Raw genomic sequence first — 23,798 nt, 5'->3', positions numbered from 1 at the left:
AGTCTAAACCTGTTTTATCACAATTTTTTATTATAATATAAAAAACGTCAGTTGGCTATACAAATGCACAAACGTTTTTATGAAAAAGGAAAAGCACATATCACTTGTTGTGATTGTGCTTTGTCTGTTTATTTCTCTCTTTTGCGCATAATATTCATAATGACATTCGCTGTTTCTTCAACCGCTTTATTTGTCACATCAATGACTTCACAACCAATTTTTTTCACAATCCCATCAAAGTATTGCAATTCTTCTTTAATCCGATCAATGTTTGCGTAAATGGCGCGATCATCTAAGCCGAGCGATTTTAGCCGCTCACGACGAATTTCGTTTAACTTCTCTGGACTAATTTTTAGACCGAAACATTTTTCGGGCGGCACTTGAAACAATTCTTCAGGTGGATCGACTTCTGGAACAATCGGCACGTTAGCTACTTTAAAACGCTTATGAGCTAAATATTGCGATAGCGGTGTTTTCGACGTGCGCGATACCCCGATTAAAACGATATCGGCTCGCAAAATGCCCCGAGGGTCACGTCCATCATCATATTTTACTGCAAATTCAATTGCCTCAATTTTACGGAAGTAATCTTCATCTAACACGCGAATAGGTCCTGGTTCGCAACGAGGTGTCATTTGTAGCAATTTCGCCATTTGTTCAATGAGCGGTCCAATAATATCGTATACAGGAACTCCTTCACGTGCTGCTTCGGCTAGTAAAAATTGGCGCATTTCCGGTATGACTAATGTAAAAACGATAATACCTCGGTTCATTTTTGCTAACGCGACAACCTCTGATAGCGTTTCAACATCTTCTACGTACGGAACACGCCGAAATTGAACGAGCGCCCCTTGGAACTGACTCGCCGCTGCTTTGACAACGAGCTCGGCCGTCTCTCCTGCTGAATCGGATACGACGTATACGATTTGACTCATGGTTTTCCCCCTTTAAAGCACGTCTTCTTTCGCTAACGCGACAAGTACCTTCGTCATATTCGTTTTTGTAATACGCCCGATGACTTCATACCCTTTGTCCACTTTTTTGACGACTGGCATCGCATCAATTTGCTTTTCAATTAACTTTTGGGCGATGTCAATGAGTAAATCATCTTTTTCACAAAACGTAATATTTGGCATTCGCGTCATAATAATATTGACAGGAATAGACGTCAATTCTTGTTTTCCGATACTGGCGCGCAACAAATCTTTTCGGGATAGCACACCGACAAGCAACGACTGTTCATCCACAACAAACAACGTGCCGACATCTTCTAAAAACATCGTCACAATCGCATCATAGACGCTCATGTTTTCATGAATCACGACCGGAATAGACTGATAGTCGCTCACTTTAATTTTTCTAATTTTATCAGCAAGCAGTTGCGTTCCTGTTTTTCCTGTATAAAAATACCCAACACGAGGTCTCGCTTCTAAATACCCGGCCATCGTTAAAATCGCTAAATCCGGCCGTAACGTCGCACGTGTTAAATTGAGCTTCTCAGCAATATGTTCCCCTGTAATCGGTCCGTGATCTTTGACGATTTGTAAAATTTGTTCTTGACGTTTATTGAGTTCGATTGTCGCTCACCACCTTACAATAGGCTACACTATAAGACCATATTATAATTCATCTTTATATTTTGCAAACAAAAGTGGGAAGCGGACAACATTATATTTGTCCGCTTTCACCTTTTAACGTATGGAGCTGCTGTAAAAAACGTTTCGTCTTCAGCGAAAGGCCCGAATATTCATCGTAATAAGCTGAAATAATCGTTTGTAATTGTTTTTTCGTTTCCTGCTTGACAGCGATTTGACCAATGCGGGACAAATCTACGTAGTAAAAAAGGCGAAGTAATTTTAAAACCGACGGAGTCATCGGAATACAGTATGGATCGTGCTCAAAACAACGGTGACATAAAAATCCCCCTTGCGCAATCGAAAAAGCAAACGTGCCTTCTTTCTCTTCACAAACAGCGCAGCCGTCTAACTTTGGATACAATCCGAATGCCGGAAGCAGCTTCATTTCGTATATGTACATCAACACTTCCGCATCAAGTCCTTCGTTCATATACGTGAGCGTTTGTAAAAGAAGCTCAAATAAATATGGATTCGGACGTCTTTCTTCCACTGCTTTATCTGTCAATTCAACAACATACGAGGCGTATGCTGTTAAAAAAATGTCCTCTCGTATATGGCGCATCGTTGAAAGCAATTCTCCTTGATGTAAACTTCCAACACCGCGACTTTTTTGAATCAAATAAATACCGTATGTAAACATTTGCGTAACAGAAGAAAGGCGGCTGCTCGGCTTTTTCGCACCTCTTGCCATCGCAGCGACCTTTCCCCATTCGCGTGTAAATATCGTAACGATTTTATTTGTCTCTCCATAGTCAATCGTTCGAATGACAATCCCTTCACACTTTTCAAACATATAACATAACCTTCCAAAGTTACAGGACGTGATAATCTCGTTCAGTTAAATGATACGTTGAATCGCTCGCTTGCTCTTGCGTTTCGCGTTCTAGCTCCTTAAATAACAGATACGTGTCAATATTCCCTGTTTGACTAAATAGCTTCCAGGTAAAATCGAGCATCGAACCACACCTTTCTCTCGTTAGTTGACGGTGATTGAGCAGCTCACTTGTAGTTTGCCCGTTTGTCGCTGTCACGATGTCTTTTAAAATTTTACAGTATTAATATTCATCTTCGCGATAGCCAAGGTCTCGCAACTGTGCCATTTTATTTCGCCAGTCTTTTTGTACTTTCACCCATAGTTCTAAAAACACTTTTGAACCGAGTAGCGCTTCAATATCGACGCGCGCTCGCTGGCCGATCTCCTTTAACATTTGACCGCGCTTGCCGATAATAATTCCTTTTTGCGAATCGCGCTCAACGATAATGGTCGCTGCAACATATACAGTATCGCTATTTTCCCGACGTTCAATCGAGTCGATGACAACCGCAATGGAATGTGGTACTTCTTCGCGCGTTAAATGGAGCGCTTTTTCGCGAATAAACTCAGCAATAATAAACCGCTCAGGATGATCCGTCACTTGGTGCGCAGGATAATATTGCGGTCCTTCAGGCAAGTAGTTTTTAATTTGTTGCAACAATGTCTCTACATTGTTGCCTTGCAACGCTGAAATAGGAATGACTTCGGCAAACGAATGGAGTGAGCGATATTGCTCAATCAGCGGCAATAAATCGTCGGGATGTATTTCATCAATTTTATTGATGACTAAAAATATCGGTGTTTGCACTTGTTTTAAACGTTCGATAATAAATTCATCACCGCGACCGAGCCCTTCTACAGCATTCACCATGAATAAAATTAAATCGACTTCTTGCAACGCACTTTGCGCTACTTTGACCATGAAATCGCCAAGCTTATGTTTCGGTTTATGAATGCCTGGCGTATCAATGAAAATAATTTGCGCGTCATCTGTTGTATATACACCTTGAATTTTATTGCGCGTCGTTTGTGGCTTATCGCTCATAATAGCAATTTTTTGCCCGATGACGCGATTTAAAAATGTAGATTTCCCTACATTTGGTCGTCCGATAATTGCTACGAATCCTGATTTATATTCTTCTCGAATCATAAAAACCTCCATCGCATAAAATATGCTTGCTTTTTATTTTACCAAAATATGAACACGATTTCACTACTATTTATGAAAATGTAAAGAATTTTTAAAAAATACATACAAATAAGGTGAGAAAATGGTAATTCCAATAATAACAGAAATAATCGCAAAAACGAGCACTGCACCTGCCGCTAAATCTTTCGCTTCTTTCGCTAACGGTCGATACTCGTCCGTCACTAAATCGACCGTCCGTTCAATTGCACTGTTGACGATTTCTAAGCTAATGACTGCCCCGATCGTCAAAAGCAACACGAGCCATTCCGTTTTCGTAATACGAAACACCGTTGCAGCAACGATAACAGCAATCGTTGCTGCTAAATGAATGCGCATATTTCGCTCATAACAAACCGCCAGACGAATGCCGTGTAAAGCATATAACACGCTAGCGACAAATCGTTTCCAGCGCATAAGCAATCATCTCGTTAAGCCGAACTGTTGTAATAATTGCTCTTGTTTCGCAAACATCACTTTTTCTTCTTCTTCCGTTTCATGATCATAACCGAGCAAATGTAAAAAACCGTGCACCGCTAAAAAACCAAGTTCACGCATAAACGAATGACCGTATTGTTCTGCCTGTTCGCGCGCTTTTGGAACGGAAATGATAATATCTCCTAACACCGGCGGAAAATCTGCACCGACAATTTCGATTTCTTCTTCACCCATTTCTTCGAGCGCAAACGAAATGACATCTGTCGGTTGATCTTTTCCGCGATAATCGCGGTTGATTTCGCGAATTTTTTCATTATCAACAAACGTGACGCTCACTTCTGCTCCATCTCGTACGTGTTCTTCCTTTGCAGCATGTTGCAATAACTGTTCAATAAGATCGATTTGTTGTTCTGTTATTTCATTCGTCTCATCAATAAAGTCAATCATTAACATATACTCTTCCCTCTCTTTATTAAAGTGCAAAAAGGACCTACGTGAGCGCAGGTCGCATTTACATTCCGGCATCTTCATATGCAGCGATAATTTTGCCGACAAGCGGATGGCGTACAACATCAGCTTGCTCTAAAAAGACAAATGAAATTCCGCTTACATTCGTTAAAATGTCTTTTGCAATCGCAAGTCCCGAACGAACACCTTTTGGCAAATCCACTTGCGAAATATCACCGGTAATTACCATTTTCGAGCCAAAGCCAAGGCGCGTTAAAAACATCTTCATTTGCGAAGGCGTTGTATTTTGCGCCTCGTCTAAAATGACAAACGCATCATCTAACGTTCGCCCACGCATATATGCTAGCGGAGCAATTTCAATTGCACCGCGCTCAATTAATCGTTGGGTATGTTCATGACCAAGGACGTCATGAAGGGCATCGTAAAGCGGCCGTAAATACGGATCAACTTTTTCTTTTAAATCCCCCGGCAAAAAACCTAAGTTTTCTCCCGCTTCAACGGCCGGACGCGTTAAAATAATTCGCTTGACTTGTCCGTTTTTTAACGCTTGTACAGCCATAACGACAGCCAAATACGTTTTTCCCGTTCCTGCCGGTCCAATACCGAAAATTAAGTCGTGGCGCTGAATGGCAGAAACGTATTGACGCTGACCAAGCGTTTTGACGCGAATCGCTTTTCCTTTTGCATTTTTTCCAATTTCTTCATTGTACAACTCTACAAAATAAGAAATCGTACCATTCTTCGCCATTTGTAGCGCATAAAGCACATCTCGCTCGCTAATAACGATGCCTTTACGAATAACAAACAACAAATGACGAAGCAATTCATCAACAAGCTCAATATGTTGTTTGCTTCCTGAAACGCTGACTGCCTCTCCGCGCGTCACAATGGAAACACCGAGTTCTTGTTCAATGCGCTTTAAATGAATATCGTGCGCACCAAATAAGGCAAGCGCTTCATCTGCATTTTGTACGTTAGGGTAAATCGTGACAAACTGTTCCGACATTCCTCAATCTCCTTGAATAATTGGTTGTGGTGTCGCAATGTTTTCAATGACTTGGTAATGCATTTCTACTTTTACTTTACCATTCTCCTTCGTCTCATGCAAAACTTTTTCACCTTGGATGATCGCATCCGCAGGCAATTGTCGCTTTAACTGTTCACGAGCAATTTGTTTTGCGGCTGTTTTTGCCTGTTCATATGAATATTCACGAACAGCAACTTCTTTTTCACGCCACACTACTTTTTCATAGCGAATCGGTAACGTCCACGTCAAGAAACGAAACGTTTTTTCGTCTACTTGTTTTTCAAATTGTGAAAACGGTTCTTTATGATTCCAAAAAACCGGAACTTTCCACGACCAAAAACGAACGTAATGTGTTTCCCGTTTTTTCCCTGTCAACATATAAAACGTTGTTTTTAACGGAACGGCAACTGTAGACTTGTACCACGTCTCGCCTAAAATTTGACCGCGCGCTGGCACGATCTCCGTTTGTCCTTCTTTTCCAATAAAACCAGAAACAAGCAACTGTCCTGGGACAACATGATCATTCACTTCTACAACTGCTTGACCTTGTTCGACAAACATATACGTAATGATCGCTTTTTTCTTTGCAACAAGATGTTGTGGCGCATTCGCTTTCGTTTGTGTCGGCTTCTTTTTTTCAACGACTTGGCAATATAACGTTGTCCCGCGCCATTCAACACCAATCCACGTAATCGTATCCATATTGTTCATTAACGTTCGCTGAATCGCTTCAGGGGTAGGGATGACAAACTGTAGGGCGCCACGTTCAACCCCTATTTTTTTTAATTGTTGTCTCACGGTATGTTCCACTTCTGGATTCGCCCCAGTTACTTCAATACGCCAAATCATATTAGATAATAAAAAAACGACGCACATAAAGGCAACTAATCCGACAACGATGCCGCTATTTTTCCATGACGTTTTCAACCAAAACGGTGCCCCTCGCCGTTCGAGAACATATAGCTTACATCCACTTTTTCGCATCGCTACTCGCACATGATGAATATCGCGAAGAAACATGTAACACGTGAGCGAGTTTTCATCCTCTCGCCTCACGTTCCATACGTATATTCCACGTCGTGTAAATTCATTTAATAACCGCTCTAATCCTTTTCCAACAATACGTATACGCAAATTTCCGGCCACGCGATACATCCATTCGTTTTTCACACTCGCCCCCCCTTATTCTTCCAAATACAACACTTGGCTAATCTTTCCCTCGAGCAAAATTTCTTCTGGCAAAATCGTTTTAATACTAAACGATTCCCCTTTGACAAGTAGCTGCCCGTTTTTTAACAACAAACGCAATTCGCGGTCTGTAAACAAAAGTAAACCACGATGGTTTTCTATGTAGATATGAATATGCCCAATCATTGTAATACGGGGGAGGTCAGCGACAACATCTGCGGGTAATTCCATTTGATTTGTTAACCATTGTCGCATGTTGTTTTTCCATTTTCCGATCATAAACAAAACCCCCTTTCATCTCATATGTATGAGCGAAATGGGGGTTATATCACTTATTTTCTACTGTACGGACGCTTTGCTCGCGGTGGACCAAACACTTCTGAAAAAATGACACCTTGTACGAGCGGATGCGTCGGTAATTGTTTTACTTTTGCTTGTTGCTCGATCATTTGCTGTGGCACAATAATTTCTCGCTCTTTCTTCACTTCACGTCTCGTTTCTGGCTCTATTTCTTTCACAACGACGGTCGGTTGTTGTTCTTGCTGTTGTTTTTGTTCAATCGTTTCCTCTACTGTTTTCATTCGTTTTCCAATCCATGAAACAAATGTAACTAAAACAAAGACGACAAATAAGTTGTTAAGGAGCCAATCGATTAGCACCATCATTTATTCCTCACTTTTTCTCATCATCTGGTTGTTGCGTGAGTTTCCCAATCGAATCGCGCATATTCGTATCCGCCATAATGTTTTTTAAGTTCATGTAATCCATCACACCGAGCTTGCCAGAACGAAGGGCTTCCGCCATCGCAAGTGGCACTTGTGCCTCTGCTTCAATAACTTTTGCCTGCATTTCTTGCACGCGTGCTTTCATTTCTTGTTCAAGCGCAACGGCCATTGCACGACGTTCTTCTGCTTTCGCTTGCGCAATTTTCTTATCTGCCTCTGCTTGATCTGTTTGCAATTCTGCACCGATATTTTTTCCGATATCAATGTCCGCAATATCAATCGATAAAATTTCAAACGCTGTTCCTGAGTCTAATCCTTTAGCCAATACCGTTTGAGAAATCATATCTGGGTTTTCAAGCACTTTTTTATGATCGTCTTGAGAGCCGATTGTTGATACAATACCTTCACCTACACGTGCGATAATCGTCTCTTCCCCTGCTCCACCCACTAATCGATCAATATTTGCTCGTACAGTAATACGCGCTTTCGCCTTCACTTCAATACCATCCATTGCGACACCCGAAATAAATGGCGTTTCAATGACTTTTGGATTCACGCTCATTTGGACAGCTTCTAGTACATTTCGTCCTGCTAAATCAATGGCAGCACAACGTTCAAACGTTAAATTAATATTGGCGCGTTGTGCAGCAATTAAAGCATTAACGACGCGGTCGACATTTCCTCCTGCTAAATAATGGCTTTCCAACTGATTAATCGTTACATCTAATCCTGCTTTTTTCGCCTTGATTAACGGATTAATAACGCGCGATGGAATGACGCGACGTAATCGCATACCAATAAGCGTAAAAATGCTAATTGGAACGCCGGAAGCAATAGCTGAAATCCAAAGCATAACTGGAACGAACGAGAAAAACACAGCTAACAACACAAGCCCTAAAGCAAGTGCAATAATGAACAAAAATTGATCTGGTGTCATATGATCTCCTCCTCTTTTTTCCATTCACGAACAACAATTTTTAACCCATCGACATAAACGACTTCAATCGGGCGATTTCGCTCTATATATTCTCCTTCTGTGACGACATCTACACGTTCTTCATCAATGAGTGCTGTTCCCGCTGGTCGCAAGACAGTAAGCGACACTCCACGCTTTCCAATTAAATCAACACGCGCTTCGTGAGAAACATACCCTTTTTCATTTCGCTGTTCATCAGTAAGCACGATTTTCTCGAAAAGCATCATCTTCTTTTTACTGACTCGACTTAACCACAATCCCATCATGAGCGCACTAACGACAGCTACGGCTAAAGAAACAGTGATAAAAGGGGAATGTTTGGCGGCTAAAAATAAACTCCAAACAAGCGTCCCGAGCCCAAGCAAGCCAATTACCCCACCCGGAACAAACAACTCAATGACTAACAAAATAAGACCAATAGCAAATAACATGATCGCTCCAAAAGTTGTTAAACCAGCCGCTAAATGCGCTGAGAAAAAAAGCAAAAAGCAAACGAGGCTTCCCGTTCCCTTCCATCCCCAACGCGCATCGTATAGCTGCCAAACAAACAGCACGCTGCCAACGATGAGTAAGAGAGCAGCAAGAAACGGATGCGTAAAAGCAATAATGAAATCGCCCATCGTTTTTCCTCCCTTCACCTTTTATATGTACGTATGAAAAGAAAAAAAGTTTCAAAAACAGAAAAACACCTTACGATGTCGTAAGGTGTTTTAACTCAAATGTTGTTGAACAAGTTTGTTTACGAGCGAGCCGTCTGCTTTTCCTTTCACTTTCGGCATGATCGCTCCCATCACTTTACCCATATCCGCTTTTGAGGAAGCGCCTACCTCGGCAATCGTTTCTTTTACGATTTGCACAAGCTCTTCTTCGCTCAACTGCTTCGGCATGTAAAGTTCAAGAACCGTAATCTCTTCCTTGACTTTATCAACAAGGTCTGTGCGACCAGCTTTTTCAAATTCTTGGAGGGAGTCTTTACGCTGTTTTAATTCGCGAGAAAGTACGGTTAATTCTTCATCCTCGGTCAACGTTTTGCCAAGTTTAATCGCTTCATTTTGTAAAGCGGATTTCACCATGCGAATGACCGATAATTTGTCCTTCTCTTTGTTTTTCATCGCTTGCTTCATATCATTGTTCAAACGTTCGAGAAGACTCATAAATACACCCTCTTTTAATATTTGCGCTTTCTAGCCGCTTCAGACTTTTTCTTGCGTCTTACGCTTGGCTTTTCATAGAATTCGCGCTTTCTTGCTTCTTGTAACGTACCTGTTTTGGAAACCGCACGTTTGAAGCGACGAAGAGCATCTTCAAGCGACTCGTTTTTACGAACGATCGTTTTCGACATCCTACTTCCCTCCCTCCGAACAAAACCGCTAATCCTTGGCACATGTTAGAACATGTACTTTCAAAGTATAATATAACCAAGTTCATAAGTCAACTTCTTTTTATGAGCTTAACCGAATGGCTTCATGGGCATCATCGATGACGCGAACAAATTCCCCTTCGTTATATGGGTAGCCTGCTTTTGTCATTTTCACTTTCACAAGCTTACCTACCATGTCTTCTGTTGCTGGGAATTTCACTTTTAAATAGTTATCCGTATAGCCGACATATAAGCCGCTCGTTGGATCTTCTTTATAAAGCTCTTCTGGAATGACTTCAAGCACTTGTCCTTCAAACTTTGATGCATACTCTTTCGCTAATTGATCGGAAAGCGCAATTAAGCGATGAACGCGCTCATTTTTTATTTCTTCGTCAACTTGATCTGGCATTCTTGCTGCTGGTGTGCCTGTCCGCTTCGAGTATGGAAAGACGTGCAGTTCGGAGAAGCGTTGCTCGCGAATAAATTCGTATGTCTCCATAAATTCTTCTTCCGTCTCACCCGGGAAGCCGACGATCACATCCGATGTAACAGCTAAGTCTGGAAATACTTCGCGTAAACGTGCCAGTCTCTCCGCAAAAAATTCCGTCGTATATTTGCGACGCATTCGCTTTAACACCGTATTTGAACCAGATTGCAACGGAATGTGTAAATGACGAACAATTTTATCAGACTGTTTTAATACGGCGATGACGTCATCTGTAATTTGGCTCGCTTCAATCGATGAAATACGTAATCGTTTCAATCCTTTCACTTGCTCATCGATATCGCGCAACAACATGGCGAAATTGTAATCTTTCATATCTTCTCCATATCCGCCTGTATGAATGCCCGTTAACACAATTTCCTTATAGCCTGCATCAACGAGTTGTTGCGCCTGACGAATGACTTCTTTCGGATCGCGTGATCGCATTAAGCCACGCGCCCATGGAATAATACAAAACGTACAAAAGTTATTGCATCCTTCTTGAATTTTCAGCGATGCACGTGTTCGATCCGTAAACGCAGGCACATCAAGCTCTTCATATACGCGTGTTTTCATAATATTGCGCACACCGTTAATCGGCTGGCGTTGTTGTTTAAACTGTTCAATGTACTCTAAAATTTTACCGCGATCTTGTGTACCGATGACAATATCAACGCCTGGAATTGCCATAACTTCCGCAGGAGACGTTTGGGCATAACAGCCTGTTACACAGACGACCGCATCAGGATTACGGCGCACCGCACGACGAATGACTTGGCGACTTTTTTTATCCCCTGTATTCGTTACTGTACACGTATTAATAACGTATACATCGGCGTGGCTTTCAAAATCTTTTCGCTCATATCCTGCTTGTTTAAACAACTGCCAAATCGCTTCTGTTTCGTAATGATTCACTTTGCATCCTAACGTATGAAATGCAACCGTTGGCATGTATATCACCTCACTTAAGTTCCCATTCATAAGATACTGCTGATAATGCGTATAACGGCGCCGTCTCTGCCCGTAAAATACGCGGTCCAAGACTACACGCGACAAACCCATGGTCTTTTAATAGCGCAACTTCTTGCTCGGATAGTCCGCCCTCTGGTCCAAAAACGATGAGGAGAGAGTTCCCGTCGTTCATCGTCTGAAGAAGACGAGCAAACGAACGATGGTTTCCTTCTTTCGCCTCTTCTTCATATGCAATACATTTATAATCGACATCGTGCGCCCATGAGATGAGTTCATGAACTGTCATCGGAGCATAAACAGATGGCATATAGGCTCTATGCGATTGTTCCGCTGCTTCTTTCACAATTTTTTGCCAACGCTCCACTTTTTTATCGCCCTTTTTCTCGTCCCATTTCACGATCGAACGAGAAGTTATGAGTGGAAGAAATCCTTTCGCCCCGAGCTCTGTCCCTTTCTGTAAGACGAGTTCGTATTTATCTCCTTTTAACAATCCACTTGCGACATATACGTGTACAGGAAGTTCAACGTTTGCCTCTATCCATTGTATAATACGGCATCGCACAAAATCATTGGAAATTTGTTCGATCTCACAAAGCATCGTTTCACTACGTTCATTACAACAAAGAAGGCGATCACCTTCATTCATGCGCATCACCCGTCCGATATGATGGACGTCATCGCCATAAATCATAACGTGATCGCCAACGATTTGCTCGTTACGTACAAAATATCGTTGCAACACGAACACCCTTTTTATTGTTTTTTTGCAATAAACGCAACCCAGTCTTCCATCGTTAACGTTTCTTCAATTGTAAAACCAGCGCGAAGAAGCCCTTCCTTCACTTCTTGTTTTTTCGTTTGAATAATACCTGATGTAATAAATACGCCACCTGAGCGCAACAAACGATACGCATCATCGACAAAACGAAGGATAATTTCAGCTAAAATGTTGGCGACGATGACATCTGCTTGTTCATCGATTCGATCAAGTAAATTGTTTTGCGAAACGGTGACGACATCATGTACTTTATTTAACTTCACGTTTAATTTGGCACTTTCTACCGCAACCGGATCTAAATCGAGCGCATGGACACGTTTGGCACCTAGCATCGCAGCAGCAATGCTTAAAATGCCTGATCCCGTACCGACATCAACGACTGTATCTCCTTCTTTAACCGTTTTTTCAAGCGCTTGAATACACATGACTGTTGTTGGATGCGTCCCTGTGCCAAACGCCATGCCCGGATCTAGCTCAATAATTAATTCATCGCTTGAAACCGGTTCATACGTTTCCCATGTCGGAACGATCGTGAAGCGTTCAGAAATTTTCACCGGATTGTAATATTTTTTCCATGCCGTCGCCCATTCTTCTTCATTCACTTCACTGATCGTAATTTTATTTCGCCCGATATCAATGTTATATAACATTAAGTTGTTAATTGCTTGTTTAATTTCTTCGACAGTTTCACCTAAAAAACTATTCACTGGTAAATATGCTTTAATAATGACGCCTTCTTCGGGGTAATCGTCAGGATTGAGTTGGTAGATTTCCCCGTAAGTCGTTTCACGCTCTTTCGTTAGTTCAAATGGATCTTCAATGACAACGCCACCTGCACCTGCTTCATGTAAAATATTCGAAATCGCCTCAACCGCTTCGTGTGTTGTATGAATGCTTATTTCTGACCATTTCATGATCTACCAACTCCTCCTTCACGTTACTCCCCTTTAAATGCCCGCTTCACTTTTGCAAAAAAGCTGTCTTCTTGGCCATTCCCTTGACTGAGTTGTTCAAATTCACGCAATAATTGTTTTTGACGTTCCGTTAATTTCGTTGGCGTGACGACACGCACGCGAATATGTTGATCTCCTTTTCCGTACCCATGCACATTCGGCACTCCTTTTCCTTTTAAACGGAATTTTGTACCTGTTTGCGTACCAGCTGGAATTTTCAACTTTACTTTTCCATACAACGTCGGCACTTCGATATCTGCACCGAGCGCCGCTTGCGTAAATGTAATTGGCATTTCACAATAAATGTCATCGCCATCGCGTTCGAAAAATTCATGCGGTTCAACGTGGAAAACGATATATAAGTCCCCAGGTGGTCCTCCGTTTATTCCTGGTTCACCTTGACCTGCTAAACGCAATTGCTGGCCATCGTCGACACCAGCAGGAATTTTCACATGAATTTTTTTCCGTTTTTTCACACGACCTGTTCCATGACATGTTGTACATTTTTCTTTAATCCATTGCCCTGTTCCGCCGCAATGATGACAAACACGTCGATTGACGATGCGCCCAAATGGCGTTGCTTGTTCAATCGTTAATTGCCCTGTACCGTGACAATGTGCGCACGTTTCTTTTTTCGTTCCCGGCTTCGCACCAGAACCTTGGCATGTATCGCACGTTTCTTCACGTGGAATTTCAATATTTGTTTCTTTTCCGAATACCGCTTCTTCAAACGTCAAGCGCATCGTATATTGCAAGTCTGCCCCTGCACGTGGGGCGTTCGGATCACGTCGGCGCCCACCGCCAAAAAAGCTACTGAAAATATCTTCGAAGCCACCAAACCCACCAAAATCAAAATCAGCACCGCCAAATCCACCAAACTGCTGGTTCGGATCTGTATGACCAAACTGATCGTAGTGAGCACGCTTTTGATCGTCACTTAACACTTCGTATGCTTCTTTAATTTCTTTAAACTTTTCTGCTGCATCGGGTGCTTTATTAATATCTGGATGATACTGTTTTGATAACTTCCGATATGCTTTTTTAATTTCTTCCTTTGTTGCGTTTTTACTTACACCGAGCACTTCATAATAGTCTCGTTTACTCATGATCACCCACTCCCGACTCGTTCACATGAACGTAATTTTATCATTGTCTCATCTTATTACGCAATATATTTGATATTTCCATAGCAAAAAAGTCAAAGCCAAGGCAGGCCTGACTTTGACTTTTTGTTTGTTTACTTATCTTCTTTCACTTCTTCAAATTCGGCATCCACGACGTTATCGTCTTTTTTGCCTTCGCTTTGTTGAGCTTGCGCTTGCTTAGCTGCTTGCTCATATAACTTAATTGAAAGCTGTTGTACAACTTCTTGAAGCGCATTTTTCTTCGCACGAATGTCCTCGATATCTTTTCCTTCAAGCGCTGCTTTCAACGCATCTTTTGCTTCTTGCGCTTTTTTCACATCGGCTTCGTCTACTTTTCCTTCTAATTCTTTTAATGTTTTTTCTGTTGTAAACATGAGATGATCTGCTTCGTTGCGAAGTTCAACTTCTTCTTTTCGCTTCCGGTCTGCTTCTGCATTTTCTTCCGCTTCTTTAATCATGCGTTGAATTTCTTCTTCAGAAAGACCAGACGAAGATTTAATTGTAATTGATTGTTCTTTATTTGTACCTAAGTCTTTCGCACGTACGTGCACAATACCGTTCGCGTCAATATCGAACGTCACTTCAATTTGCGGCACACCGCGCGGAGCTGGTGGAATGTCCGTTAATTGGAAGCGACCGAGCGTTTTGTTGTCGGCAGCCATTGGGCGTTCCCCTTGTAAAACGTGAATGTCCACCGCTGTTTGATTGTCCGCTGCCGTTGTAAAAATTTGCGATTTGCTTGTCGGAATCGTCGTATTGCGCTCAATTAATTTTGTAAAGACGCCACCCATCGTTTCGATACCGAGCGAAAGAGGTGTTACGTCTAATAATACGACGTCTTTCACGTCACCAGCAATAACTCCACCTTGGATCGCAGCACCAATTGCAACGACTTCATCTGGGTTTACTCCTTTATGCGGCTCTTTTCCGATTTCTTTTTTAATCGCTTCTTGAACGGCAGGGATGCGCGTTGAACCACCGACAAGAATGACTTTGTCGATATCCGCAGGAGTTAATCCCGCGTCTTTTAACGCTTGGCGAACAGGTTCCATCGTACGTTCAACTAAGTGAGCAGACAATTCTTCAAATTTTGCGCGCGTTAACGTCATTTCTAGGTGAAGCGGACCGTTTTCGTTCGCGCTAATAAACGGCAACGAAATTTGCGTTTGCATGACGCCAGAAAGTTCTTTTTTCGCTTTTTCTGCTGCATCTTTTAAACGTTGTAATGCCATTTTGTCTTTCGATAAATCGATGCCATGTTCTTTTTTGAACTCTTCTACTAAATAATCAATAATGACTTGGTCAAAGTCGTCACCGCCAAGGTGGTTGTCACCTGCCGTTGCTTTTACTTCAAATACGCCATCGCCTAATTCAAGAATCGATACGTCAAACGTACCGCCACCAAGGTCGTAGACGAGAATCGTTTGATCTTCATCCATTTTATCTAATCCGTATGCTAATGCTGCCGCTGTCGGCTCGTTAATGATACGCTCGACTTCTAAGCCAGCGATGCGACCCGCATCTTTTGTCGCTTGACGTTGCGCATCGTTAAAGTAAGCTGGAACGGTAATGACCGCACGTGTCACAGGTTCACCTAAATATGCTTCTGCATATGATTTTAAGTATTGTAAAATCATCGCAGAAATTTGTTGAGGTGTATATTCTTTTCCCTCGATTTGTACTTTATAGTCTGTACCCATATGGCGTTTAATTGAAATGATTGTGTTTGGGTTTGTGATCGCTTGACGTTTTGCGACTTCACCAACTAAACGCTCACCATTTTTAAACGCAACGACAGATGGTGTCGTGCGACCTCCTTCTGGGTTTGGAATAACTTTTGGCTCACCGCCTTCTAATACCGCAACGCAAGAGTTTGTTGTACCTAAGTCAATACCGATAATTTTGCTCATACATAATCCCTCCTTATTGATTTACTTTGACCATTGCCGGACGAATGACACGATCTTTTAGTTTATAGCCTTTTTGAAACTCTTCAACAACTGTATTTGGTTCATAGTTTTGATCGTCGACTTGCATGACTGCTTGATGCACATGCGGATCGAACGGTTTTCCAACCGATTCAATCACTTCGACACCTTCTTTTTTCAGCGCTTCAATTAACGCGCGGTAAACCATTTCCATTCCTTGTAAGAGCGATTTTGCTTTCTCATCTTCTACTTGCACTTGTAATGCGCGTTCAAAGTTATCTAAAATCGGCAACAAGTCAGCAACTAAGCTTTGCGCACGATATTTTTCAGCAGCTTCCATATCTAAACGTACACGGCGACGATAATTATCAAAATCAGCATGTAAACGAAGGAAACGATTTTCTGTTTCTGCTAACTTTGCTTCGAGTTGCGCAATTTTTTCATAAGCAAGTGCTAACTCGTCTTTTTCTTCTTTTGTTTCTCCACTTTGCATTTGCTCATCTTGTTGTTGCTCAGTTTGTATGTCTTCGTGTTGTTCAGCCGTTTCATCATATGTACGCTGTTCTTTCTCCATCTTCTCACCTCCCTCAAACACTTGAAAAGCGGATGGGGAAATTCCCCATCCATAATATTGACATCGCTAATCTTTTTGATACCACATCGTTAATACGTTCGATAAGTCAGTCGCAACAAGATTCAACAACGAAATGACGCGCGAATATTCCATACGAGTTGGACCAAGGACGGCAATTGTGCCTAGTTTCTCTCCACCGACAGAATATGTCGCTGTAATTAAACTGCAGTTTTCCATTCCTTCCACGTCGTTTTCAGTGCCAATTTTCACTTGGACGCCTTGTTGCTTATGTTTTCTTAACAAACGATAAAACTCTTTTTCTTGTTCAATGACATTAAATAAAGCACGAAGTTTATCGATGTCGTTAAATTCCGGTTGACGAAGCATGTTCATTTTTCCACTTAAAAACATTTGTGCAGGCGCGTTTAAATCTAACGGAGTAGAAATCATCCGCAACATGTGGTCGTAGCTTTGGATATGTTCACGCAAAACATGCGCAACTTCCGTTTGAATTTTATCTGTCAAATCTTCTAAAGGCACACCCGTCAACCGATCGTTTAAAATGTTTACCATTTTTTCAACATCAGATGTCGGAATAGACGGTGGAAGTGTAACGACATGCTTTTCCACATATCCTGTATCCGTCACAATGATCGCAACAGCTGTTTCTGCATTCAGCGGGATGATTTGAATCGTTTTTAATTTATGCTCTTTCACTGAAGGACCGAGCACAACCGTTGTATAGTTTGTTAAATCGGATAAAATTTGCGCCGATTTTTGAATGAGCTTCTCTAATTCGTATATTTGTTCATTAAAAATCGATCGAATCGTTTGGACATCTTTTTGTGTTAATCGAAAAGGTGGCAACAAATGATCAACGTAATACCGATATCCTTTTTGAGACGGAACGCGACCAGAGGAAATATGTGTTTTTTCAATAAAACCAAGTTCTTCTAAATCCGCCATCTCGTTACGAATGGTCGCCGAACTGAACGTAATTTGTTCTTTTTTCGACAACGTCCGCGAACCAACCGGTTGCCCTGAACGAATAAAATCATCGACAATAATTTTTAAAATTAACAATTGGCGATCTGTTAGCAACGCTTATCACCTCTGTTAGCACTCTAATAAAGCGAGTGCTAAATCTACTATTAAGGTATCAAATTGCACTTTTCATGTCAAGATGAAACGCCAAGAAACGACTGAAATACTTCATTTCCTAGCAATTTGCCGCGATGTGTAAGAAAAATAGCTTCATCTGTTTCTTCGAGTAATCCGTTTTGTTTTTGCAACGCAATCGCTTCATTAAAGACAGCATGTACCGTTTTTCCATAACGTTGAAAAAATTCATCTTTATTTATTCCCTCGATTTTTCGCAAACCGAGAAACATATGCTCTTCCATTTCCTCCTCTTTTGACACAACATGTGTATCTACATAAGGGAGTTGGCCTTGTTGAATGAGTTGGATATATTTTTTAATCGGTCCCGCGTTTACATATCTTACGCCGTTCATATAACTGTGCGCTCCTGCACCAAATCCGTAGTAATACTCATTATTCCAATATGTCATATTATGACGGCTATAAAACCCGTTTCGTGCATAATTGCTTAGTTCGTACTGTTTATACCCACGTTGTTCCATTTGTTCCATAATAATTTCGTACATATATGCTTCTTCTTCTTGACTCGGTAACGACAACGTACTTTTTTTCATTAAGTTGTAAAATACCGTTTTCGGTTCAATAATTAACGAGTAAGCAGAAACGTGCTGAATCGGCAATGAAAACGTCATGTGCAACGTCTCTTTTAGTTGAGCGATCGTTTGTGTTGGCAATCCGTACATTAAATCGATATTTATATTATAAAAACCGAGCTCGTGCGCTCGTTCGATTGTTTCGATCGCTGTTTCTTTCGTATGCGTACGTCCAATGCGTGTTAACAGCTCATCGTCAAACGTCTGCACCCCAAAGCTAAGGCGATTCACGCCCCATTGCTTGAGCACATGCAACTGTTCGTCACTTACGCCATCTGGGTTCGCTTCAACGGTAAACTCGACATTTGAAGCAAGTGGAACTATACGATGAATCGCGCGCAATAATCGCTCGAGTTGTTTGGCGTTAAGCGACGTCGGCGTTCCTCCACCGATAAATACCGTTTGTAATCGTGGCGTTGGAAAGCGTTCAAACGTCCGCTCCATTTCGATGATTAACGCATCAATATAAGCATCAACCGGTTGTTGATGTAAAAATACTTTATTGAAATCACAATAATGACAAATGTGCGTACAAAACGGGATATGAATATATGCTGCTTGAATCACTTGTTTCACCCTTTTCTATATAAAAAACCGCAGAATCGTTCTGCGGTTTATTTTTGATCATCCATTTTTAATACAGCCATAAACGCTTCTTGTGGCACTTCAACAGAGCCGACTTGCTTCATGCGCTTTTTCCCTTCTTTTTGCTTTTCAAGCAACTTGCGCTTACGAGAAATGTCACCACCGTAACATTTCGCTAATACGTTTTTGCGCAATGCTTTAATCGTTGAACGGGCAATAATTTTATTACCAATGGCTGCTTGAACAGGCACTTCAAACTGTTGACGCGGAATTAAATCTTTTAATTTTTCAACGATCACTTTTCCACGGTCGTATGCTGAATCGCGATGGACAATAAACGATAAAGCGTCAACTTTTTCACCGTTTAATAAAATGTCCATTTTGACGAGCTTAGACGGCTTATAGCCGATCAACTCATAGTCAAACGATGCGTATCCTTTCGTGCTCGACTTTAAAATGTCAAAGAAATCGTACACAATTTCAGCAAGTGGCAATTCATACGTCAATGTGACGCGCCGCTCGTCTAAATATTGCATATCTCCGAAAATGCCACGTTTCTTTTGACATAATTCCATGACAGGGCCGACGTAATCGTTTGGCACCATAATTGTCGCACGCACGTACGGCTCTTCCACACGTTCAATTTTTTGCGGATCTGGCATGTTTGACGGGTTATCGACAGCTAACTCTGTTCCGTCTGTTAAATATACTTTATATACAACGCTTGGCGCTGTTGCAATAATGTCAATGTTAAATTCGCGCTCTAATCGTTCTTGAATAATTTCCATATGCAAAAGTCCTAAAAAGCCACAGCGGAAGCCGAAACCGAGCGCTTGTGACGTTTCCGGCTCAAACTGCAACGCTGCATCGTTTAATTGTAATTTTTCTAACGCCTCACGCAAATCGTTGTAGCGCGCTGTATCGATCGGATATAATCCGCAAAACACCATCGGATTTAATCGGCGATACCCTGGAAGCGGTTCGCTCGCTGGATTGTCCGCATGCGTAATCGTATCCCCGACACGCGTATCGCTGACGTTTTTAATCGAAGCCGTTAAATAACCAACATCACCGACCGTTAATTCATCTACAACTTTCGCTTTCGGTGTAAATACGCCGACCTCAACAACTTCAAATTCTTTTCCTGTCGCCATCATTTTAATTTTTTGACCCGCTTTGACCGTTCCTTCGACGACGCGAATATATGCGACAACCCCACGATACGGATCGTACAACGAGTCAAAAATGAGCGCTTTTAGCGGAGCATCTGGGTCGCCAGATGGAGCAGGAATTTTTTGAACGATTTGCTCTAAAATTTCTTCGATCCCAATGCCAACTTTCGCTGATGCCAACACCGCTTCGGATGCATCAAGACCGATCACATCTTCAATTTCTTGACGAACACGTTCAGGGTCTGCACTTGGTAAGTCAATTTTATTGATAACGGGCAAAATTTCTAAATTGTTATCAATCGCTAAATATACGTTCGCAAGCGTTTGTGCTTCAATACCTTGCGCCGCATCAACGACTAAAATCGCACCTTCACACGCCGCTAAACTGCGTGACACCTCATACGTAAAATCGACGTGCCCCGGCGTGTCGATTAAATGTAAAATGTAATCTTCGCCGTCTTTTGCTTTGTAATGAAGCTGGACAGCGTTTAATTTAATCGTAATACCGCGCTCACGCTCTAGCTCCATCGAGTCAAGCGCTTGATCTTTCATTTCGCGCTCAGATAGCGCACCCGTCTTTTCAAGAATGCGGTCTGCAAGCGTAGATTTTCCGTGGTCGATATGTGCAATAATCGAAAAGTTACGAATGCGATCCCTTCTTTTTAATCTTTCTTCACGATTCATCTATATTCCACTCCTATAAATTCCGAAATACGCTAGCTTTGATTATAACAACAACGTTTGCAATATTCAACGCAAAAAAAGAAAAGGCGGATCGTTATCCTGCCTTTTGCATAAATGAAAGCATATGTTCAACGAGCGAATGAACGAGCGTGGCTAGCTTTTGACCTGCCTTTGAAAACATGTTAAACGCCTCAATTTGTTGCAGTTTTTCTTTTTTCTCTTCGATGGATTGTCCAAGGACGATCGTTTCATCTTTTGATACGTGTACAACCCGCTCAAGCGATGGATCGTTATACCCTTTCATCTTTCGCATTCCTTCGTTTGCTTGTTGCATGCCGAGCAATACCCCGACTAAAAAAATGACGGCGATGAGTAAACTTTGAATTGTAAATTTCACCATCTTACTCACCTACTTTTTTTCTGCTGGTTGTGTCGCATTCACTTTTTCCGCTTGCCAATAATATTCACTAAACACGTCAGCAACAGCTGACACCGTTCGATACAATTCTTGAAACGTGTTATCCACACCACCAAATTCAATTAAAATGGCGTTTTCTGATAAATCTTGATTAAACTTTCCATTTGTGCCGACCCCTTTTTTCTCGAACGTTCCACGGCTTAACCCTGGATATTTTTTTTCAAGCAACTCATGCAATTTCGTTACGAGCTGTAAATTTTTCTCATATTTCGCGTTTTCCCCGCCGATAATGAACGACACTCGTGCATAATCAACTCCATTAATCGTCACTGTCGTATCATTACGGCGACGAGAATCACGGTGAATATCAATTAAATATTGCACGTCACGATTGTTCGCCATCGCTTCAACGACCGTTTTACGCGACATATCATACGCTTGATAATATTCCATATTGCTTTTTAATAATTTGCTTATAAAGTCGGTCGTGTCTACAACCGCACCAATGCCACGCTTTTCTAACTCTTCTCCTAATTTTTTGCCAACTTTCGTCACATTCACAGTCGGATGATGGGCAAAGTTTGGATTCGTAACTCCTTTTAACGCTGGCAAATACGATTCTTGTGTATGTGTATGATAAATGTAGACTACTTTTTTTCCTCCTGTCGTTTGTGACGGCGCAGGAGCAGGTGGCGTTTCTTCCTCTTGAAGCTGTTCTTGGGCAGCTTCGCGCTCAGCAAGCAGCACTTCTAAAGGAGGGGGCGATTCGTATGGGATGTTTGTAAAGTCCGTTCCTTCTCCAGCTAAAATAATTTCACTATCATACAACGAAAAACCCGGAAGTTCCCGTCCAAGCAAACTGCGAGGATCATTCAAGTTGACACTTGTCGTCATTTGAAAAAAATATTGAGAATACGGCCATTGTTGTTTATCTTTCGGCAACATGTGACGAAAGTACACATTTTCAAAAGAGAGCAAGTGTACAAGCGATTCCGTTGAAAACCGATTTGTCACTTCATGAACAGAAGAAGAAGAAAGGCGATATGTCGATGTCGCTGTCATCGTAGCGACAACTGTCAACGTCCCCATAAATGTAAACAAAATAAATACAAGCCACTTTTTTATACTTGCCCCGTGAACGGTCACCATCATTTTCATCACTTCACCCTTTCAAAGCTTGTCTACTCTATCAATATGACAACGCTTTGAAAGATAGAACGAAAAACTAATGCGTATATGCCCCAACGTTTTCTTGATCAATCCGATGATGCAAAGCAGCGTTCAACCCGCTCGCCAATATGTTCGCCATTTCTTCGATAAAGACATCCACTTCTTTTGGTGTAACCATTAAATTATGACCGATCGGAGCAAGCACTTCATAAATTAATTGCCGCTTTTCTTCTTCATCTAGCATACCGACCATGCCTAAAAAAGCAGAACGATCGGACTCATTTGGCAAATCTCCTTCCGTTAACTTTTTTTTCTTCCCGAATACAAGATTAGCTGGGGCCAACGCGCGCGCTGCGCGATTGCCTTCTTTCATCTCGCGACCGAGATGTTTTAATAACAAATCAATCGTATCGCTTGCAATCGATACGGCATCAACAACAGTTGGTACACCGATAGCAATAACAGGAATACCTAACGTTTGTTTACTTAGCTCTTTTCGTTTATTTCCTACTCCTGATCCTGGGTGAATACCTGTATCTGAAATTTGAATCGTGGCGTTTACTCGTTCAATTGAACGGGCAGCTAATGCATCAATAGCAACGATAAAATCCGGTTTAATTTTTTCTACGATACCTGCAATAACATCGCTCGTTTCGATTCCGGTCATTCCCATCACTCCTGGGGCAAGGGCGCTCACCGAGCGAAATCCGTCTTGAACACTTTCAGGCTGTAACTGAAATAAATGACGCGTCACCAATAAGTTAGACACAGCTAGTGGACCGAGCGCATCAGGGGTGACTTCCGCATTCCCTAACCCAACGACGAGACAACTGGCTTCTTGAGGAATACCAAGCTGCTGTAAAAAAGCATGAAAATGTTTCGCAAATAGTTTTTCTACTTTTTGTTGTAAGTCAGTATCTTGCGTTCGAATGCCTTGCGCTTCAATTGTTAAATACTTTCCTTGTTTTTTGCCCAACGTTTTTGCGCCTTCTTCCGTCACTTCTACAAATGAAAAATGAACACCATCTTCTTCCCAATCGTGAATCAATACCCCTTCAAGCGAAGTTTCCTGCTTGCTTTGCAATCGTTCTTCAATCGCTATTTCATGCGCTTCAATCGCTAAATCCGTTCGTACACTATACGGTCGTAAATCGATCATGCGATCCCCTCCATCACTTATCACTTTCATTACTTTTTATCATTTGTTTTATCCATTTTCCTCCTTTTTCATACAATCGTACTTTTCCGGATTTGCCCTATTGCATAATTAAGAGCAGTTTGGTAGAATATCACTTGTTCTTATTGTTCATCGAACTGTCGCGTATTGAACGTATATATTGGCGATCGGTTAACGGAGGTGAA

General features: G+C 41.7%; 27 protein-coding genes. All 27 read right to left on the bottom strand.

What is annotated here, in order from left to right:
* Window positions 1-128 precede the first annotated feature (128 nt).
* The 27 genes from HNQ82_RS00360 to gpr all read right to left on the bottom strand — a co-directional run bounded on the left by HNQ82_RS00360 (window position 129) and on the right by gpr (window position 23,595).
* Entirely contained in the window at window positions 129-935 is an 807-nt protein-coding gene (locus HNQ82_RS00360) for a pyruvate, water dikinase regulatory protein (protein WP_183246200.1), read from the bottom strand.
* 12 nt (window positions 936-947) lie between these two features.
* Window positions 948-1,577: a transcriptional regulator CcpN gene (gene ccpN, locus HNQ82_RS00355; RefSeq protein ID WP_183246825.1), complete on the bottom strand. Its 630-nt coding sequence runs from the start codon at window positions 1,575-1,577 to the stop codon at window positions 948-950.
* A 91-nt stretch (window positions 1,578-1,668) separates the two neighbouring features.
* Window positions 1,669-2,430, bottom strand: a complete 762-nt coding sequence (recO, locus tag HNQ82_RS00350; protein ID WP_183246198.1) for a DNA repair protein RecO — start codon at window positions 2,428-2,430, stop codon at window positions 1,669-1,671.
* 19 nt (window positions 2,431-2,449) lie between these two features.
* On the bottom strand, window positions 2,450-2,593 hold the full coding sequence (locus HNQ82_RS00345; protein WP_072242680.1) for a YqzL family protein: 144 nt from the start codon (window positions 2,591-2,593) through the stop codon (window positions 2,450-2,452).
* Window positions 2,594-2,692: 99 nt separating this feature from the next.
* Window positions 2,693-3,601: a GTPase Era gene (gene era, locus HNQ82_RS00340; protein ID WP_183246196.1), complete on the bottom strand. Its 909-nt coding sequence runs from the start codon at window positions 3,599-3,601 to the stop codon at window positions 2,693-2,695.
* 66 nt (window positions 3,602-3,667) lie between these two features.
* Window positions 3,668-4,054, bottom strand: a complete 387-nt coding sequence (locus HNQ82_RS00335) for a diacylglycerol kinase family protein (RefSeq protein ID WP_183246194.1) — start codon at window positions 4,052-4,054, stop codon at window positions 3,668-3,670.
* 6 nt (window positions 4,055-4,060) lie between these two features.
* Entirely contained in the window at window positions 4,061-4,528 is a 468-nt protein-coding gene (gene ybeY / locus HNQ82_RS00330; RefSeq protein ID WP_032100089.1) for an rRNA maturation RNase YbeY, read from the bottom strand.
* Between the two features lie 58 nt (window positions 4,529-4,586).
* Window positions 4,587-5,549, bottom strand: coding sequence for a PhoH family protein (locus tag HNQ82_RS00325; protein ID WP_055441008.1), 963 nt, complete (start codon window positions 5,547-5,549; stop codon window positions 4,587-4,589).
* Window positions 5,550-5,552: 3 nt separating this feature from the next.
* Window positions 5,553-6,740, bottom strand: a complete 1,188-nt coding sequence (yqfD, locus tag HNQ82_RS00320) for a sporulation protein YqfD (protein ID WP_183246191.1) — start codon at window positions 6,738-6,740, stop codon at window positions 5,553-5,555.
* 12 nt (window positions 6,741-6,752) lie between these two features.
* Window positions 6,753-7,037: a sporulation protein YqfC gene (yqfC, locus tag HNQ82_RS00315; RefSeq protein ID WP_055441010.1), complete on the bottom strand. Its 285-nt coding sequence runs from the start codon at window positions 7,035-7,037 to the stop codon at window positions 6,753-6,755.
* A gap of 53 nt (window positions 7,038-7,090) precedes the next feature.
* Window positions 7,091-7,420, bottom strand: a complete 330-nt coding sequence (locus HNQ82_RS00310; RefSeq protein ID WP_246348795.1) for a hypothetical protein — start codon at window positions 7,418-7,420, stop codon at window positions 7,091-7,093.
* A 10-nt stretch (window positions 7,421-7,430) separates the two neighbouring features.
* Complete coding sequence (floA, locus tag HNQ82_RS00305; RefSeq protein ID WP_032100093.1) at window positions 7,431-8,420, bottom strand: flotillin-like protein FloA; 990 nt, start codon at window positions 8,418-8,420, stop codon at window positions 7,431-7,433.
* Window positions 8,417-9,079: an NfeD family protein gene (locus tag HNQ82_RS00300; protein ID WP_183246189.1), complete on the bottom strand. Its 663-nt coding sequence runs from the start codon at window positions 9,077-9,079 to the stop codon at window positions 8,417-8,419. The genes floA and HNQ82_RS00300 overlap by 4 nt, the downstream gene beginning before the upstream one ends.
* A gap of 90 nt (window positions 9,080-9,169) precedes the next feature.
* Window positions 9,170-9,613, bottom strand: a complete 444-nt coding sequence (locus tag HNQ82_RS00295) for a GatB/YqeY domain-containing protein (protein WP_003393899.1) — start codon at window positions 9,611-9,613, stop codon at window positions 9,170-9,172.
* Window positions 9,614-9,627: 14 nt separating this feature from the next.
* Window positions 9,628-9,801 (bottom strand): 30S ribosomal protein S21, encoded by a 174-nt coding sequence (gene rpsU / locus HNQ82_RS00290; RefSeq protein WP_003393897.1) that lies wholly within the window; start codon window positions 9,799-9,801, stop codon window positions 9,628-9,630.
* A gap of 100 nt (window positions 9,802-9,901) precedes the next feature.
* Window positions 9,902-11,254 carry a tRNA (N(6)-L-threonylcarbamoyladenosine(37)-C(2))-methylthiotransferase MtaB gene (gene mtaB / locus HNQ82_RS00285; RefSeq protein WP_183246187.1) on the bottom strand — a complete coding sequence of 451 codons (1,353 nt, stop codon included), beginning with the start codon at window positions 11,252-11,254 and terminating at the stop codon, window positions 9,902-9,904.
* 10 nt (window positions 11,255-11,264) lie between these two features.
* The gene (locus HNQ82_RS00280) at window positions 11,265-12,014 is read right to left on the bottom strand and encodes a 16S rRNA (uracil(1498)-N(3))-methyltransferase (protein WP_183246185.1); all 750 of its coding nucleotides are present in this window, start codon (window positions 12,012-12,014) and stop codon (window positions 11,265-11,267) included.
* Window positions 12,015-12,028: 14 nt separating this feature from the next.
* Window positions 12,029-12,967, bottom strand: coding sequence for a 50S ribosomal protein L11 methyltransferase (gene prmA / locus HNQ82_RS00275; RefSeq protein WP_183246182.1), 939 nt, complete (start codon window positions 12,965-12,967; stop codon window positions 12,029-12,031).
* 23 nt (window positions 12,968-12,990) lie between these two features.
* Complete coding sequence (gene dnaJ, locus HNQ82_RS00270) at window positions 12,991-14,112, bottom strand: molecular chaperone DnaJ (RefSeq protein ID WP_055441018.1); 1,122 nt, start codon at window positions 14,110-14,112, stop codon at window positions 12,991-12,993.
* Window positions 14,113-14,243: 131 nt separating this feature from the next.
* Window positions 14,244-16,061, bottom strand: coding sequence for a molecular chaperone DnaK (dnaK, locus tag HNQ82_RS00265; protein WP_183246180.1), 1,818 nt, complete (start codon window positions 16,059-16,061; stop codon window positions 14,244-14,246).
* Window positions 16,062-16,074: 13 nt separating this feature from the next.
* Window positions 16,075-16,653 carry a nucleotide exchange factor GrpE gene (gene grpE, locus HNQ82_RS00260; protein ID WP_183246178.1) on the bottom strand — a complete coding sequence of 193 codons (579 nt, stop codon included), beginning with the start codon at window positions 16,651-16,653 and terminating at the stop codon, window positions 16,075-16,077.
* Window positions 16,654-16,719: 66 nt separating this feature from the next.
* Window positions 16,720-17,754, bottom strand: a complete 1,035-nt coding sequence (gene hrcA / locus HNQ82_RS00255) for a heat-inducible transcriptional repressor HrcA (protein WP_183246176.1) — start codon at window positions 17,752-17,754, stop codon at window positions 16,720-16,722.
* Window positions 17,755-17,831: 77 nt separating this feature from the next.
* The gene (gene hemW / locus HNQ82_RS00250) at window positions 17,832-18,974 is read right to left on the bottom strand and encodes a radical SAM family heme chaperone HemW (RefSeq protein WP_183246175.1); all 1,143 of its coding nucleotides are present in this window, start codon (window positions 18,972-18,974) and stop codon (window positions 17,832-17,834) included.
* 47 nt (window positions 18,975-19,021) lie between these two features.
* Window positions 19,022-20,848, bottom strand: a complete 1,827-nt coding sequence (lepA, locus tag HNQ82_RS00245) for a translation elongation factor 4 (RefSeq protein WP_183246173.1) — start codon at window positions 20,846-20,848, stop codon at window positions 19,022-19,024.
* A gap of 94 nt (window positions 20,849-20,942) precedes the next feature.
* Window positions 20,943-21,248, bottom strand: coding sequence for a YqxA family protein (locus HNQ82_RS00240; protein ID WP_055441024.1), 306 nt, complete (start codon window positions 21,246-21,248; stop codon window positions 20,943-20,945).
* A 9-nt stretch (window positions 21,249-21,257) separates the two neighbouring features.
* Entirely contained in the window at window positions 21,258-22,418 is a 1,161-nt protein-coding gene (gene spoIIP, locus HNQ82_RS00235; protein ID WP_183246823.1) for a stage II sporulation protein P, read from the bottom strand.
* Between the two features lie 73 nt (window positions 22,419-22,491).
* Entirely contained in the window at window positions 22,492-23,595 is a 1,104-nt protein-coding gene (gene gpr, locus HNQ82_RS00230; RefSeq protein ID WP_183246171.1) for a GPR endopeptidase, read from the bottom strand.
* Window positions 23,596-23,798 lie beyond the last annotated feature (203 nt).

The sequence above is a fragment of the Anoxybacillus tengchongensis genome (assembly GCF_014201585.1).
GTDB lineage: Bacteria > Bacillota > Bacilli > Bacillales > Anoxybacillaceae > Anoxybacillus > Anoxybacillus tengchongensis.
The sequence above is the reverse complement of the archived record's forward strand: the minus strand, read 5'-3'. Positions and strand labels throughout refer to the sequence as shown.